The organism is Mesorhizobium sp. M1088, from assembly GCF_040318575.1.
Classification (GTDB): Bacteria; Pseudomonadota; Alphaproteobacteria; order Rhizobiales; family Rhizobiaceae; genus Mesorhizobium.
Genome location: NZ_JAMYMO010000068.1, coordinates 1 through 14332, shown reverse-complemented (window position 1 = coordinate 14332; position 14332 = coordinate 1). Strand labels below are relative to the sequence as shown.

Annotated in this window: 14 protein-coding genes and 1 pseudogene; 14 read left to right on the top strand and 1 reads right to left on the bottom strand. The window is 57.9% G+C overall.

The annotated features are described in order from the left end of the window. Positions 1-167, bottom strand: a 167-nt coding sequence (locus NKH49_RS33270) for a response regulator (protein WP_352695901.1), incomplete at its 3' end; no start/stop codon positions are given. 1291 nt (positions 168-1458) lie between these two features. Between NKH49_RS33270 and NKH49_RS33265 the strand changes: the two genes are divergently transcribed. From NKH49_RS33265 to NKH49_RS35060, 14 genes and pseudogenes are all read left to right on the top strand, one after another. Then, the gene (locus tag NKH49_RS33265) at positions 1459-2244 is read left to right on the top strand and encodes a type IV secretion system lytic transglycosylase VirB1 (protein ID WP_023673708.1); all 786 of its coding nucleotides are present in this window, start codon (positions 1459-1461) and stop codon (positions 2242-2244) included. Between the two features lie 74 nt (positions 2245-2318). Then, positions 2319-2624 carry a pilin major subunit VirB2 gene (gene virB2, locus NKH49_RS33260; RefSeq protein WP_245274807.1) on the top strand — a complete coding sequence of 102 codons (306 nt, stop codon included), beginning with the start codon at positions 2319-2321 and terminating at the stop codon, positions 2622-2624. Beyond that, on the top strand, positions 2624-2950 hold the full coding sequence (locus tag NKH49_RS33255; protein WP_023679584.1) for a type IV secretion system protein VirB3: 327 nt from the start codon (positions 2624-2626) through the stop codon (positions 2948-2950). The genes virB2 and NKH49_RS33255 overlap by 1 nt, the downstream gene beginning before the upstream one ends. After that, positions 2950-5319 (top strand): type IV secretion/conjugal transfer ATPase VirB4, encoded by a 2370-nt coding sequence (gene virB4 / locus NKH49_RS33250; RefSeq protein ID WP_023679585.1) that lies wholly within the window; start codon positions 2950-2952, stop codon positions 5317-5319. Before NKH49_RS33255 ends, virB4 begins: the two co-directional genes overlap by 1 nt. A 13-nt stretch (positions 5320-5332) precedes the next feature. Next, positions 5333-6016, top strand: a complete 684-nt coding sequence (locus NKH49_RS33245; RefSeq protein WP_023673704.1) for a TrbJ/VirB5 family protein — start codon at positions 5333-5335, stop codon at positions 6014-6016. 58 nt (positions 6017-6074) lie between these two features. Next, the gene (locus NKH49_RS33240; protein ID WP_023679586.1) at positions 6075-6962 is read left to right on the top strand and encodes a type IV secretion system protein; all 888 of its coding nucleotides are present in this window, start codon (positions 6075-6077) and stop codon (positions 6960-6962) included. A 27-nt stretch (positions 6963-6989) separates the two neighbouring features. Further along, positions 6990-7148 carry a type IV secretion system lipoprotein VirB7 gene (locus tag NKH49_RS33235; protein WP_081731114.1) on the top strand — a complete coding sequence of 53 codons (159 nt, stop codon included), beginning with the start codon at positions 6990-6992 and terminating at the stop codon, positions 7146-7148. Next, positions 7145-7858, top strand: a complete 714-nt coding sequence (locus NKH49_RS33230; RefSeq protein WP_023679587.1) for a type IV secretion system protein VirB8 — start codon at positions 7145-7147, stop codon at positions 7856-7858. The genes NKH49_RS33235 and NKH49_RS33230 overlap by 4 nt, the downstream gene beginning before the upstream one ends. Continuing rightward, positions 7855-8739, top strand: a complete 885-nt coding sequence (locus NKH49_RS33225) for a TrbG/VirB9 family P-type conjugative transfer protein (RefSeq protein ID WP_023679588.1) — start codon at positions 7855-7857, stop codon at positions 8737-8739. Before NKH49_RS33230 ends, NKH49_RS33225 begins: the two co-directional genes overlap by 4 nt. Next, a complete protein-coding gene (virB10, locus tag NKH49_RS33220) occupies positions 8732-9871 on the top strand; it encodes a type IV secretion system protein VirB10 (protein WP_023679589.1) in 1140 nt (379 codons plus the stop codon). Before NKH49_RS33225 ends, virB10 begins: the two co-directional genes overlap by 8 nt. Further along, a complete protein-coding gene (gene virB11, locus NKH49_RS33215; protein WP_023673699.1) occupies positions 9855-10895 on the top strand; it encodes a P-type DNA transfer ATPase VirB11 in 1041 nt (346 codons plus the stop codon). Before virB10 ends, virB11 begins: the two co-directional genes overlap by 17 nt. Positions 10896-11611: 716 nt before the next feature. Continuing rightward, positions 11612-12298 (top strand): response regulator, encoded by a 687-nt coding sequence (locus NKH49_RS33210; RefSeq protein ID WP_352929803.1) that lies wholly within the window; start codon positions 11612-11614, stop codon positions 12296-12298. 178 nt (positions 12299-12476) lie between these two features. Further along, positions 12477-13165, top strand: a pseudogene (locus NKH49_RS33205) (IS6 family transposase). Between the two features lie 13 nt (positions 13166-13178). After that, on the top strand, positions 13179-13832 hold the full coding sequence (locus NKH49_RS35060; protein WP_502894663.1) for a hypothetical protein: 654 nt from the start codon (positions 13179-13181) through the stop codon (positions 13830-13832). Positions 13833-14332: the final 500 nt, after the last annotated feature.

Here is a 14332-nt window from a genome sequence, read left to right as displayed (position 1 = left end):
CCTAGGTTAAGGTCAACAACCACGAGATCGACTGGCTCACGTGAAAGAACATAGTCAAACTGCTTGCTATCGTGGACTGCGGTTACCTTCAGGGCATGCATCGTGAGATACTCGGCGATGAGGCGCCGCATTGCGGCATCATCGTCAATGACAAGAACATGTTTCAACGGCGCACCTTCAATCTTGAATCCCCTTGTCTAAACCTGTTGCCGAGCAACCCTGGGGCACCGACCCAGAACAGCTGCTCCTTGATACCACTCGCCGTTGCGTGCGGCCAATGTGAGGCCGTGCTCGTCCTGTTCTTTTCATCCCCAGCGAATTGACCGCACCAAGGCAGCCCGTGGCCACCAGACAGGTCCAAGCGCCGACATGACCCTGCCGTGTGGTCCTTCGCTTTTTCGCTTCGAGCTCCCCCGTTGGTGCAGGCCTGCCAATATCACTCAAGTTCGACCTCATGGATGCCAAGTTTCCTGCTATGCCGTTGCATCCTGGTCATCCTGGAGTTTGCGGACCTGGATCATCTCGATATCCTCCGGCTCGTGGATCCAGCTCGGACATGGTTGAGCAGCGCGGCGTTTGGCTTGATCGGAGAGGCGGTCGGCGGAAGAAGACCGTGATTCGCTGCAGCGGCCTTGTGCAAAATAGTGTGTCTCCTGCCAAGCCGGCTTCGTCCAAGGTGGCCGGCGGCCTCAAATGCTGTTCGGCGACCGGCAGGTCGCCGGTTGCGGTGAACGTCCGGGCTAACATTTCTCAGTTACTGCAACTCCTCCATCTTGAGCGTGTCACTATGCTTGTCCATTGCGCCGTCGGACTCCGTCAATGACGTGCGGTTATCTGCCGATGGGACTGTGCATGATCCACCCTTTGGCGGCGGCGGCCGAACAGCTGAACGAGGCTCGCACCAGGATGGGCTGCGCCGCCACGTCTTCCCAGTTGACCCTCGCCGCCGCGGATTTGCGCCTTCGAGCCAGCTTCACGGACGAGCTCGCGTCTCAAGCAATGATCTGAGTGTGCAGGGCCGCGCATGGCTGCTCTTTAAGGACCGGCAGCATACCGGCAAAGTTGGGCCGCTTTATCGCCTTAGTCGATTCCCCACGGTGATCCCGAGCCTGAACAAGCCCGCCAAGCTCCCCATTTTGTCCTTGGCTTGGCGCTGACAGAAGTACCATCCATGACGCCAAAGTCGCGGCCCACACTCCAGGAGCAACGGACGGCCGGGACGAGCAATCCTGTACAGGAGTCATTGTACCAAGATGCTCCGGATGTCGCTGGCTGATCGGGCCCGCGCCACCCACGCATGCGCAAGATGCTCACCCACGCTGATACGAACACGGTCTTTGCTTCAATTGAAACCGAAAAGCTGAACTTGAACATCACACAGTAACAAACCTCCCCGATAAGCGCGTGCCGGACAGGGCCAGAACCCGTCCGGCGGCTTGGAAAGGTAGGTGATAGGGAATGTTTATTGCAGCTTGGCCGCTGGCCATCGTCCTGATGACATCCATGTCACTCCCAGCCGAGCCCGCGCCACTTTCTCCGCGTGAGTTCCGCAGCCTGTCGCGCAAATGCGCCCCCTGGGTTGCGCCGTCCACCCTCGCCGCGATTGCCAAGATTGAAAGTGGCTTTGAAACGCTGGTGGCTCATGACAACACCACAGGTGAGCAGCTTCGCTGGATAGACCACCTGGAAGCCACGCGGGGCATCAAGGAACGCCTCGAAGCACAACATTCTGTCGATGTTGGATTGATGCAGATAAACAGCAAGAACTTTGCCATGCTCAATCTCACGCCGGAAAGGGCTTTCGAGCCCTGCGCCTCGCTTTCGGCTGCCGCCCACTTGCTTGAAAGCCGGTATGCCGGCGGCACCACTGCTGTGGCACAGCAACTGGCGCTTCGCCGTGCCATCTCGGCCTATAACACGGGCGACGTCACGCATGGCTTCGCCAACGGTTATGTACGCAAGGTCGAGTCGGCCGCAAAGGACATCTCAAGTCTCCTTGAGAGAACGCTGGAGCCGACTGCTCGAGATGTGCCGCACCTTGAGGCACCCGGTCGGAAAGCCGTGCCGCCTCTGCTCCAGCAGAGCCAACAGGCCAATAGAAAGAAGCAGCCCAACCAAGATTCTTGGGACATCTGGGGCTCGTATCAGCCAGACCGCTCCGGGGCCGATCCCTCCGATCCGACAGGTAGCCAGGCTGCGAAAGCACGGGAACCCTCGAACCCGAACAAACTCGTATTCGATTGAAACATGGAGATGCAATGATGACGCCACTCAAGATACTTCGTGCGCTTAAAACGCGTGTTCCTTCGCCTTTTTCCATGCTGCGCATAGCGGCTGAATATGTACCGGCCGCTGCTGCAGGCGCGGCGTGGACGGTCTTCTACAGCGGGCCAGCCGCGGCTCAGGTGACCGGAGGGACGGATCCTGCCAAGATGGTCCAGAATATCTGCACGTTCATACTTGGCCCCTTTGGACAATCACTGGCCGTGCTCGGGCTCGTAGCCATCGGTATCTCTTGGATGTTCGGTCGTGCTTCACTTGGCCTGGTTGCGGGTGTCGTTGGAGGGATCGTCATCATGTTCGGGGCCAGCTTCCTGGGCAAGGCGCTCATAGGCGGTGGCTGATGAGCGACCGGTTGGAAGTGAGCACCCTCTATGTGGCGGCGACGCGCCCCGCACTGTTTCTGGGGGTGCCGCTGACGCTGGCCGGATTGCTCATGATGTTGGCTGGGCTTGTTATCATTATCCTTCAGAACCCGCTTTACGAAATCGTTCTCGCGCCACTCTGGTTCGGAGCACGGCTGGTTGTTGAGCGTGACTATAACGCGGCAAGCGTCGTGCTGCTCTATTTGCAGACGGCCGGCAGAAGCGTGGACGGGCCGGTCTGGGGAGGCGCAAGCGTCAGCGCCAATCCGATCAGAGTGCCGAAACGCGGAAGAGGAATGGTGTAATGTTCGGCGCCAGCGGCCGGACCGAGAGGTCTGGCGAGATCTACCTTCCGTATGTTGGTCACGTAAGCGATCAGGTTGTCATTCTGGAAGACGGATCGATCATGGCCATGGCACATGTGAACGGTCTGCCCTTTGATTTGGAAGACACTGAGATGCGCAACTCGCGCTGCCGCGCGTTCAACACTCTCTTGCGCAACATCGCCGACGACAATGTCTCGATATACGCTCATCTTGTGAGACACAACGATGTGCCGGCGCCGGCGCCGCGCCAGTTTCAAAGTGCATTCGCTGGCAGTCTGAGCGAGGCCTACGAGCGTCGTGTGCTGTCGGGAAAGCTCTTTCGCAACGATCACTTCCTCACTTTGATCGTGTCCCCCCGCACCGCAATCGGCAAGATCGGCTTGCGGATTGCCAAGTCCCGCAGACGGAATGAGCACGATCTAGCCACCCAAATGCGGAGCCTGGAAGACCTCTGGCACATCATTGCTGGCGCACTCGGCGGTTACGGTCTGCGCCGGTTGGGCATTCGAGAGAAAGGCAACGTGCTCTTCACGGAAATCGGCGAGGCGCTTCGGCTCATGATGACTTGCCGGTTTCTTCCGGTTCCGATGGTTACCGGCTCACTTGGCGCCTCGATCTACACTGACCAGGTCATCTGCGGGAAGCGGGCGCTTGAGATTCGAAGGCCCGGGGATAGCTCCGTCGGATCATTGTTTTCGTTCCGTGAATATCCGGCGACGACGCGGCCGGGCATGCTAAATTCCTTGCTGTCCGCCAACTTCCCGCTTGTCCTGAGCCAGAGCTTTTCCTTCCTCACTCGCCCACAAGCTCATGCCAAACTAAGCCTTAAGTCCAGCCAGATGACGAGTGCCGGCGACAAGGCCCTCACCCAGATCAATGAACTTGCCGAGGCAGAGGACGCACTGGCAAGCAACGAATTCGTGATGGGTTCGCATCATCTGAGCCTGTGCGTCTATGCCGACAGCCTCAATACCCTTGCAGATCGCGCAGCAAGTGCCCGCGCACGGCTGGCCGACGCGGGCGCCGTTATCGTCCAAGAGGGCATCGGCATGGAGGCCGCATATTGGTCCCAACTTCCGGGGAACAACAGGTGGCGCACGCGCCCGGGGGCGATCACCTCACACAATTTTGCCGGGCTCGTCTCATTTGAGAACTTCCCAAGCGGTTCCAGTTCCGGCCACTGGGGCAATGCTGTTGCGCGCTTTCGCACAAACGGTGGAACTTCTTTCGACTACATCCCCCATGAGAATGACGTCGGCATGACGGCAATATTCGGGCCCGTTGGCAAAGGCAAGACGACGCTGATGACCTTTGTCCTCGCGATGCTTGAGCAAAGCCTGGTCGATCGCAATGGTGCGATCGTCTTCTTCGACAAGGATCGGGGTGGTGAACTGCTGGTGCGAGCCACGGGAGGGACATATCTTGCGTTGCGCAGAGGCGCTCCGAGCGGCTTGGCCCCTCTGCGTGGACTGGACAACACCTCCGCCTCGCGAGACTTTCTACGCGAGTGGTTGATGGCCCTGATCGAGAGTGACGGCCGTGGTCCGATCTCGCCGGAGGAAAGCCGTCGGCTGGAACGCGGCATTGTTCGTCAGCTTTCGTTCGAACCCCCTATGCGCTCACTTGCGGGCCTGCGCGAATTCCTATTGCACAGCCCCTCCGAGGGCGCAGGAGCACGGCTGCAGCGGTGGTGTAGAGGGGGGGCGCTTGGATGGGCTTTTGACGGCGACGTGGACGAAGTAAGGCTGGATGCCTCCATTACGGGCTTCGACATGACGCAGCTCCTGGAATATGAGGAGGTCTGTGCACCGGCCGCCGCATACCTTCTGCATCGAGTGGGCGCTATCGTCGATGGTCGTCGGTTCGTCATGAGCTGCGACGAATTTCGATTCTATCTACTAAACCCCCAATTCTCGGCCGTTATCGACAAGTTCTTGCTCACGGTCCGCAAAAACAACGGCATGTTGATACTCGCAACGCAGCAGCCTGAACACGTTCTGGAATCGCCTCTCGGAGCTAGTCTCGTTGCGCAATGTATGACGAAAATTTTCTACCCATCACCGACGGCGGACCGCTCTGCGTATGTCGATGGCTTGAAGTGCACTGCGCAGGAGTTCGAGGCAATCCGCCAGGGAATGGCAATCGGCAGCCGCAAGTTTTTGCTCAAGCGCGATAGCGGGAGTATTGTTTGCGAATTCGATCTTGGGCAGATGCGCGAGTACGTAGCCGTACTCTCGGGGCGGGCCAACACAGTGCGCTTTGCCGACCAGCTTCGTAACCAGCACGGAGACGCCCCAAGTGGGTGGCTCGACAAGTTCATGGCCCGGTACCACGAAGTTCAAGACTGACGGAGGAATATTCATGAAATTTGCCAAACTTGCAGTAACGACCCTTGCTGCTTCCCTTCTGCTTCACGGACAGGCCCGTTCGCAATTTATCGTCAGCGACCCTGTAACAGAAACACAAGCGACCTTAACAGCGCTTTCCAATGCGGCGATCCTTGAGAGGTCAATCGAGACGCTCGCTACCACGATTGAAATGGTGACAATTCTAACGTCGTCATTCGCTGTCACGGGACTGCTAAGCTCACTGAACCAAGGAAATCACTACCCGTCGAGCAATAAGCTGGAGGAGCAGATGTTTGATGCTCGGGCGCCAGCTTCGATTATGGCCCGTAACATTGCGAAGGACCCAAATCGGATAGTCAACGGCACCGATTCAGAAGCGAAACTGTTACAGGGACAAATCGCCGGGGCCGCCAATGCCGCAGCTATTGCAGCCGACACTTTGGGCATGATGGACAAGCGCCTTAAGGATAACGCCGGCACGCTTGGTCAGCTTTCCCGCTCGGGAAATATTATGCAGGCCACCGTGACCAACGGTCTGGTCCTCAAGCAGATTCACGATGCGATGATCCAAAATGTCCAGGCCACGAGTCTGCTGACAATGGCCACTGCACAAGGGAGCCTTCACGCCGTGGAGGAGGCCGCCACGCAGCGTCGCGAACATCAGGACACCGCTAATATGTTTAGCATCCTCCCGTAAACCACACAGAGTTCATCCTGCTAAGCTGCGCTGATCAGGGACACATCAGGCTCACGCCATGAATTTCAAAATTCCCGCGCCATTCACGACTATACACACGATCTTTCATGGGGCCTTCACGTCCGGGCTGCACAAAGTGCTTGAAAACATCCAAGAGGCGGTCAGTGCGCCTCTGGTTGCGTGTGTCACGCTCTGGATAATAATCCAAGGCTGTCTGGTCATGCGTGGTCAAGTCGATGCGCGCGGGGGTATCTCGCGCGTAATCATGGTGTCGATTGTCGTTGCCCTTATCTTAGGGCAGGCCAACTATCAGCAGTACATTGAAGCGCTCTTCGACGACACGATTCCGAGGTTGGCTCACGACATCAGTGGCAGCGACTTGCCCTTCATCGGAATCCCCCAGAAGCTCGATCTCATGTTTGCTTCAAGCCAGTATGTCTTTCAGCTGATTGCTTCCGAAATTGGGCCTATGAACGGCCAGGACATACTTGCTTTCGAGGGAGCGCAATGGATTTTCTACGGCGCGCTGTGGACAGCGTTCGAGATCTACGATGCCGTTGGAATTCTGACGAAGGTGCTCTTGACGATCGGCCCCCTGGTCCTTGTAGGCTACCTTTTTGATCACACTCGAGACATAGCCACCAGATGGATCGGCCAACTGCTCTCGTACGGGCTGCTGCTTCTCCTCCTCAACATCGTTGCAACGATAGTAATCGCTGCCGAAGCAGTCTCGCTGGCAGCCATGCTTTTGATGATCAAATTCTCGGGCACGACAGCAGCCAAGATCATCGGGCTTTACGAGCTCGACATGCTTTTCCTAGCTGGTGACGCTCTGATCGTCGCGCTTCCGACGATCGCCAGCAGCATCGCCGGCGGCTCTTGGGGAGGTGCGAACCGACCTCTTAACAGCCTCAATCGCCACTTTGCCAAAACGGCGGGTGGTTAATCAATCGACAAGCTCGGTGCCAAAAACATGAAATATTGCCTACTTCTGTCAATCCTCGCTTTGGCCGCCTGCAAGACGAGCCATGGGCTTGCGACATGCGCGGGTGCCCCATTCCAACTGAACGTGGGACAATGGGAAACCACCCCTGAGGATCTTCAGGTCGAATGCGCGGAAGAGCCAAAGTGAAAGTTCCTGAACATGCCCTTCTGGTGGAGAGAGAAACGCTAGCCGCCCACTATAAGAAGGTGGAAGCGTTTCAAACTTCACGAGCGAAGTCTGCGCGGCGCCTGTCAAAGGCCCTGATAGCCTTTGCCGCAGCGGCGGTCCTAGGAAATGTTGCCCAGGCATTTACCATTGCTGCCATGGTCCCGTTGGCCAAGCTCGTACCTGTGTTCCTCTGGGTCCGGCCGGATGGGACCGTCGACAGCGAAGTGTCAGTCTCTCGACTGCCGGCAACCCAAGACCGAGCCGTCATAAATGCTTCGCTGTGGGAATATGTACGCCTGCGCGAGGGGTACACAGCAGATACAGCCCAATACGCCTATGACCTCGTATCCAGTTTCAGCGCGCCGGCTGTGCGACAGCAATATCAAGATTTCTTCAACTATCCGAATCCCACCTCGCCGCAAGTCACGGTCGGCAAACGCGGCAAGCTCGAGGTCGGGCATATTTCTTCAAACGACATCAGTCCGGACGTTCAACAGATCCGTTACAAACGTACGCTTGTTGTCGATGGGCAGATGCCGATAGTGACCACCTGGACAGCTACCATCCGCTACGAGCGCTTGACGGGTCTGCCTGGGCAATCGAGGCTCACCAATCCGGGAGGTCTACTCGTCACTTCCTATCAAAGCTCGGAAGATAGCGTATCGAACCTGGGCTATGTGCAGCCATGACAAAAAGAGCGTTTCTCGCGCTGGTCTGTTCACTCTTCTTAACGATGGAAGCGTCCGCGGAAGACACACCACTTGCCGGCAAGCATGATGCGCGCATGCGCTACCTGGCTTACCGTCCTGACGAAGTGGTGCGCCTGTCTACCGCAGTGGGGGCAACGCTGGTTGTCACATTCGCGGCCAACGAGACAGTCGCAGCCGTGGCCGTTTCCAATAGCAAAGACCTGGCTGCGCTCCCGCGCGCCAACTATCTCTTTTTTAAGGCTAGCCGGATGCTCCCGCCGCAGCCGGTCATCGTGCTGGCCGAGAGTGAGTCCGGTACACGGAGATACGTCTTCAGTATTTCAACGAGAGCGATGCCAAAACTCGATGAGCAGCAACCTGACCTATACTACAGTGTGCAGTTCACCTATCCTGCTGATGAGGCTGCTGCTCAGAGAAAGGACGCAGAAAGGCGCTCGATTCTTGGTCAGGCCCGGGCGAAAGTGCTGCGCGACGAGAGAGTTCAGGATTTGTTGAATCGGCCCGCCGCAACTACCAGTCCGGACGAAAGCAATTTTCACTACGTCGCAAAGGGCGATCGATCGCTGGCGCCGCTGGAAGTTTTCGATAATGGCTTTACCACCGTATTTGGCTTCGCAAGCAATTCCCGCATACCCTCCCTCTACATTATCAATCCCGACGGCAAGGAAGCCGCTGCCAATTACACGGTCAAAGGAGACTATGTTGAAGTATCCGCAGTCGCCCGGGAATGGCGTCTGAGAGATGGCAATACGGTCTTGTCCATTTTCAACAGGGCTTATGACCCTGTGGGACGAGCGCCAGGGACCGGTACAGTGACACCCGACGTGTGGCGCGTTTTGAAAGGCCCGGCCGATGAATGAAACCGGCCCACAGTCGGGACATGATGTCCATGCCTCAGGATCGATGGTCTCGGAGCCGGCCCGCCGGCATGTTTCGGGATTGCAGAAGTTGGCCGTCGCTGCTCTTGTTCTCATCTCATCTCTATCGCTCATCTGGCTCGGCGGTCGTCCCAGCACACAAGACGAGCCAACTCAGCCAAAACCTCCAATTGTCGCCGACGCCGAGCCATTCCGCCCCGTGCCGATTGAGATTGCTCCCGAAGCTCCAGCACCCGTACAGGCGGCGCAGGCAGGAGATCCTGCGCCATCCACGCCGCCTCCGGCGCCAGCTGATCCGCCGCCGGAGGAAACACCAATTTTCGCCTACAGTGGCAGCGGTCAAATGCCCAACGACGGTCAGCGGAGCGAAGACAACCATAGGGATGCTCCCGCGACCTCGCATGAGATTTCAGACGCTGGCGATCTGACGGGGCGATTGAAGCCAGATATACAGGAGCCAAGCCGGGCCACACTTTTGCCGCACCCTGATCTCGTGATTACCCAAGGAACGATAATTCCCTGCATTTTGCAAACGGCAGTCGACACAAATTTACCGGGTTATGTGAAGTGCGTCTTACCTAAAGACGTCCGCGGCGCCACCAACAACGTGGTGCTTTTGGATCGCGGGACGACCGTGATTGGCGAGATCCAGCGTGGTCTCCAACAGGGGGATGCGCGTGTCTTCGTGCTGTGGACGCGCATCGAAACGCCTGACCATGCCCTCGTTTCGCTAGCGTCGCCGGGCGCTGACGAGCTCGGCCGCTCCGGAATGCCTGGCACGGTGGATAATCACTTCTGGCAGCGCTTTGGCGGAGCAATGCTCATGAGCGTCATTCAAGGCGCGTTTCAGGCCGCCGGTCAATACGCTGGCAGCTCAGGTGGAGGAAGCGGCATCAACAGCTTCCAGAGCAACGCCGGACAAGCCGTTGACACGACCCTTAGAGCAACGATCAACGTTCCGCCAACTCTGAAGAAAAACCAGGGAGATGCTGTATCGATCTTTGTGGCTCGGGACCTCGATTTCTCAGATGTATACGATCTTAGACCGATCGCCGTGGCGCCAGCCCCCCAACATCGCCAACGCCGGAGAGACAACAATGCGACCGGAGGCTGACCCTCAATTGCGTTTGCTTCTCAACCCTGTTTTGAAATGGCTTGAGGAGCCAAGGACCGAAGAGGTCGCTATCAACCGGCCTGGGGAAGCCTTTGTCCGACAGGCCGGCGTTTTCACGAAACATCCGCTACCGCTATCTTATGACGATCTGGAGGACATCGCGATCCTCGCTGGAGCGCTGCGCAAGCAAGATGTCGGACCGCAAAGCCCCCTCTGTGCGACTGAGCTGCCGAACGGAGAGCGGCTGCAGATCTGTTTGCCGCCCGCTGTTCCCTCAGGAACAATAAGCCTGACGATACGGCGTCCCTCAAGTCGTGTGACCGAACTCAAGGAAGTTTCTTCTCGCTACGAATACTCGCGTTGGAATCAATGGCGGTCACGAAAGGAGCGCCAAGAGCGGCAGGACGAAACGATTCTTCAGCACTACGACCATGGTGACTTGGAGCAATTTTTGCGAGCATGCGTTTGCGGGCGGCTCACGATGCTGCTTTGCGGACCTACTGGAAGCGGCAAAACGACAATGAGCAAGACTTTGATCAACGCTATACCCCCGCAAGAGAGGCTGATAAGTATCGAGGACACGCTCGAACTTGCAATCCCGCACGAGAACCATGTCCGGTTACTCTATCCGAAGGACCGAGCAAGCGTAGGTGCGGTGACAGCCGAGCAACTGTTGCAAGCCAGCTTGCGCATGCGCCCTGATCGAATATTGCTTGGCGAGATGCGCGATGATGCTGCTTGGGCCTACCTTAGCGAAGTCGTCTCCGGCCATGCGGGATCAATATCAACGATTCATGGGGCGGATCCGGTCCAAGGCTTTAAAAAGCTCTTTTCACTCGTCAAGAGCAGCCCGCAAGGAGCTGCTGTGGAAGACCACACGCTTCTTGACCTGCTGTCGGCTGCCATTGACGTCATTGTGCCGTTCAGTACCCACGGCGACGTGTATGAGGTGGGGGAGGTGTGGCTCGCCGCCGATGCCCGGCGACGCGGAGAGACAGTAGCCGACCTTCTTAACAAGCACTAAGGCTAGAGCACGTCGGGGATCGGTAAGTCGTTTGTGATACGATGGCGTAATTTGTTCAGATTGAACGTCCACTTTGATTTGAGGGAGGTGGATAATGGGAGGAGGACTGGGCGTAGACCTTCGGTCACAAGTCTGAAGTCTTCGGGCGCCCTGTCGGCGCGGCAAGTTGCGGCACGATTCGACTGGGTGTATCGAGCGCGTCCGCTGAATTGCGCGGGCGACGCTCACCGAGCTGGTGCCGATGCCTGCTTCAAAAGCGGCATCGACACCCGGCAGGTCGTACCCTTGATTTACCTAGCCGCGCTCAATGAGTGTCTTCAAAGCCGCCGAACGTGGTTCGGAATGACCGGTGGTAAATCGGGAAGTGCCATATAGGGAATCCTCCTGGTATTGCCTCCAGGGGGTCCTCTCAATGAACAAAGCCGCAACCTGCCCTTGCGACCTCAGCTGGAGTTTGACGCAACCCATAGGAGGATCGATGCGCAGAGAAATCGCAGGCAGAGTCGGTGGCATTGTGGGCTGGCCGACCGACGGTTTCAGCCCGTCAACAGGTCTTCACGTGTTCCATCCCCGACTATTGCAGGCGTGCGGCTTGCATGCTCCCGCGATCACCCATCGGAAAGAGCGTTACGAACACTACGAAGAGTTGCGCGACTTCCGCTGTCGCCCCGGTCTTACAGCGGACGGTGACCTGTCCGACCTTGATAGGACGTGAAATGCGAACGCTGCTCATTGATCATCATGTGGATCTTACGCGCGCTGTGCGAGTTGCGCTCGGGGATAGCGGTTTTGCCGTTGATGTAGTTGGCAACCTGGAACAGGCGTCGAGGGCATTTTGTTGCGCAACCTATGAAATTCTCCTGCTGGAGTTGGCTCTGCCAGATGGCGATGGCTTGGGCTGGCTGAGACAGCTAAGGAGCAACGGGCATTCAGTTCCAACCCTCATTATGAGTAGCATCAACGATCTCGAGAAGCGGATTGCAATTTTCAACGGTGGCGCGGACGACTTTCTGCTCAAGCCCGTCTCTTTCGATGAGCTCATCGCCAGAATGAGAGCCATTCTGCGCCGGTCGACACAGGTGACCGACCCCATCGTTGTATTTGGCAATCTCAATTTCGATCCGATCGGCCGACAGGTTTCCGTCTCGGGTCATCCTCTGAAGATCGCACGCCGCGAACTATGTATTTTAGAGCATCTGCTTATCCGTGCAGGCCGCATCGTGCCTCGTGCGCAGTTGGAAGATCACCTCTATTCGTTCAACGACGAGGTATCTGCCAACGCGCTTGAAGTCGGAATCTATCGCTTACGTGGACACCTGAGTAGGTCAGGTGCAACGCCACGGATCACGACCGTGCGCGGCATTGGTTACCTTCTTGAATTGACTGAGGCGGCATCCGCATAGTTGGTCTAAATTGAAAGAACAGACTGCCTGCCCGTCGTCATGTTGAGCTTGTGGCCATAATGGACATCGCGGCCGCCCTTGACGATGGTGTCGGCATGCGGTTCGAACGGCTCTGTCGCAAACCTTTTGGTAAGCGGAGCATGGCAAGAAAAACGCCTCAGCTGTGGAGGAGCACGTGATGTTCAACGGCCGCCATTTCGACCAGTCGGTGATCCTGCTGTGCGTGCGCTGGTACCTGGCCTACACTCTGAGCCTGCGCGATCTGGAAGAGATGATGGCCGAATGCGGCTTGAAGGTCGCCCATTCCACCGTGCATCGCTGGGTCGCCCACTTCTCGCCGTAGCTGCTGGAGCGCTTCAACCGGCGCAAGCGTGTGGTCGGCAGCAAGTGGCATATGGACGAGACGTACATCAAGGTCTGCGGCCATGGATGTATCTCTACCGCGCCATCGACAGCCTCGGCGACACGGTCGAGTTGTTCTTCAGCGAAAACCGTGACCTGGTGGCGGCCCAACGCTTCCTCCACAAGGCGCTGACGCGCCATGGCCGGCCGGAGCGCATCGTCACCGACGGCAGCCAGACCAATTACGAAGCGATCCTTTCCTGCGACGCTGAAAGCCGGCTGCGGCAGCGATCGCGGCGACCGCTGAAGCCGATCCGCATCCGCAATAGCCGGTATCTCAACAATCGGATCGAACAGGATCACCGGCGTATCAAGCGCCGCATTCCATCCATGCTCGGCTTCAAGTCGCAGGCGAGCGCCGTGGTTATCCTCTCCGGCATCGAGATGATCCACATGATGGGCAAGCGACAGGCGAGGTATGCCTACAAGTCTGTCGATCGCTGTTTCGATATCCTCGCTGCCTGACGGACAGGCCGAAATGGCCGTTCACACCCCCATTTCCAGGTTTGCGACAGAGCCTTTTGTCGGCGTTGCCGGCTTCGAAGGGCCGGTGCGCGCCGAGCGCATCAAGATCACCCCCGGCCACCTTGCTGCGGCCACTCGCCGAGTACGAAGCGGTGGTCGGAGGGAGCTGGTGATGACGACGCTAGATCATGACCTGCTGATCGCAATCCTGGATCGGCTGAAGTTGGGCAAGGCCACCCACGCCTGCTCCGAGGCCCTCCAGGGCAATGGTCTGAGACCTGGGCTCAAGCCCTTCGGCGAGGAGAATGAGACGCCGCTGGAGCTCGGGTGCAAGCGCTGCCACGCCCGCTCCGAGGCCCCACAAGGCCGAAGCGCAGTCGTCGGGGTCACGAGGCCCCTCTGCCACGACGACGAGACGCTGCTGGAGCCCGGTTGCAAGGGCTCCACAGATGGCCTGAACCTGGATCCGCCTTTCTTGAGGCGTTGCGACTATCATCGCGGCGACACGCAGCTCTTGATTTGTGTGCGACATCCTCAGCAGATCCATCGGGCTGAGCCGCTCAGCAATATCAACGAGAATGTCCAGCGGCAGATCAAGGATACTCAGAGGAGGAAACCCTTGATCTTGAGGCTCAGAGCGCGTCTGCTCCACTATAGAACAGGATGATTCACCGGGTCCTTCAACGCCAGCCGCCGGTCCGATGAGAGAATTGTCCCTGATATCACGCTCGATGGGGTTAAATGCCGAGATGGGCGCCTTGCCACGCTCCTCAATGCCCCTCATGATTCACCGCCTATAGCTACCAACTGAATGAATCATCGTGATTGTCGCGCAGCGGAATCCTCAAGGATCGGGCAGTTCGTAGGGGGCGCCGGTTTGACCAGGTTGAGCCCGCGAATTGCTCGATCGGACAAGATCCTAATTCTCGACCATGCGGTGAGGCTCGAAGGAGATCCTCGGGACGCACTCCAAGTTGTCGATCATGTTCGGCACACAAGGAAAGGGCGGCATTGCTGCCGCCCTTTCCGCTGTAGGTTGATAGGGGCTGGATTAGAAATCCATACCGCCCATGCCGCCCATGCCGCCGCCGCCCATGCCGCCAGGCATGCCGCCGCCAGCCGACTCCTTCTTCGGAGCCTCCGCGATCATGGCTTCGGTGGTGACCA

Excerpts from the sequence above, each read along its gene's own strand:
- NKH49_RS33235 (WP_081731114.1), top strand. The coding sequence starts at position 6,990 with ATGAAATATTGCCTACTTCTGTCAATCCTCGCTTTGGCCGCCTGCAAG.
- NKH49_RS33265 (WP_023673708.1), top strand. The coding sequence starts at position 1,459 with ATGTTTATTGCAGCTTGGCCGCTGGCCATCGTCCTGATGACATCCATG.
- NKH49_RS33245 (WP_023673704.1), top strand. The coding sequence starts at position 5,333 with ATGAAATTTGCCAAACTTGCAGTAACGACCCTTGCTGCTTCCCTTCTG.
- NKH49_RS35060 (WP_502894663.1), top strand. The coding sequence starts at position 13,179 with ATGGCCGTTCACACCCCCATTTCCAGGTTTGCGACAGAGCCTTTTGTC.
- virB4 (WP_023679585.1), top strand. The coding sequence starts at position 2,950 with ATGTTCGGCGCCAGCGGCCGGACCGAGAGGTCTGGCGAGATCTACCTT.
- NKH49_RS33210 (WP_352929803.1), top strand. The coding sequence starts at position 11,612 with ATGCGAACGCTGCTCATTGATCATCATGTGGATCTTACGCGCGCTGTG.
- virB2 (WP_245274807.1), top strand. The coding sequence starts at position 2,319 with ATGCTGCGCATAGCGGCTGAATATGTACCGGCCGCTGCTGCAGGCGCG.
- NKH49_RS33240 (WP_023679586.1), top strand. The coding sequence starts at position 6,075 with ATGAATTTCAAAATTCCCGCGCCATTCACGACTATACACACGATCTTT.
- NKH49_RS33255 (WP_023679584.1), top strand. The coding sequence starts at position 2,624 with ATGAGCGACCGGTTGGAAGTGAGCACCCTCTATGTGGCGGCGACGCGC.
- virB11 (WP_023673699.1), top strand. The coding sequence starts at position 9,855 with ATGCGACCGGAGGCTGACCCTCAATTGCGTTTGCTTCTCAACCCTGTT.
- virB10 (WP_023679589.1), top strand. The coding sequence starts at position 8,732 with ATGAATGAAACCGGCCCACAGTCGGGACATGATGTCCATGCCTCAGGA.
- NKH49_RS33225 (WP_023679588.1), top strand. The coding sequence starts at position 7,855 with ATGACAAAAAGAGCGTTTCTCGCGCTGGTCTGTTCACTCTTCTTAACG.